Origin of the sequence: Rickettsia tamurae, from assembly GCF_000751075.1 — a bacterium.
GTDB classification, from domain to species: domain Bacteria; phylum Pseudomonadota; class Alphaproteobacteria; order Rickettsiales; family Rickettsiaceae; genus Rickettsia; species Rickettsia tamurae.
In genome coordinates this window covers 1-299 of record NZ_CCMG01000020.1, presented here as the reverse complement: position 1 = coordinate 299, position 299 = coordinate 1, and the positions used below count along the sequence as shown (strand labels likewise).

Here is a 299-nt window from a genome sequence, read left to right as displayed (position 1 = left end):
CGTGTTTCCTTCAAATTCCTATCTATAAGTTTAATTTTGCAAGGAGTCTATTTTATCGTTACCACCCTTATCGGTATTACGAATTTTTTCAGCCATAGCTTCAATTTGAGCATTATCATAATTCCCTTTAGCCTTTTCTTCAATAACTTTTTTAGTACTATAATAATCTTCTATTAAGATAATTACTCCTATTGTAATAAAGCAATCAGCTAAATTAAATACGGGAAAGCTATAATTCTGATAATGAAAATGGATGAAGTCAAAAACTGCTCCTCTAAAAAATCTATCAATTAGATTAC

The 299-nt window shown here is 28.8% G+C and carries 1 protein-coding gene; it reads right to left on the bottom strand.

The genetic code is table 11. From position 1 onward, the window contains the following. Window positions 1–30: 30 nt before the first annotated feature. On the bottom strand, window positions 31–299 hold a 269-nt coding region (locus MB29_RS07175; RefSeq protein ID WP_032139662.1), incomplete at its 5' end, for a signal peptidase II.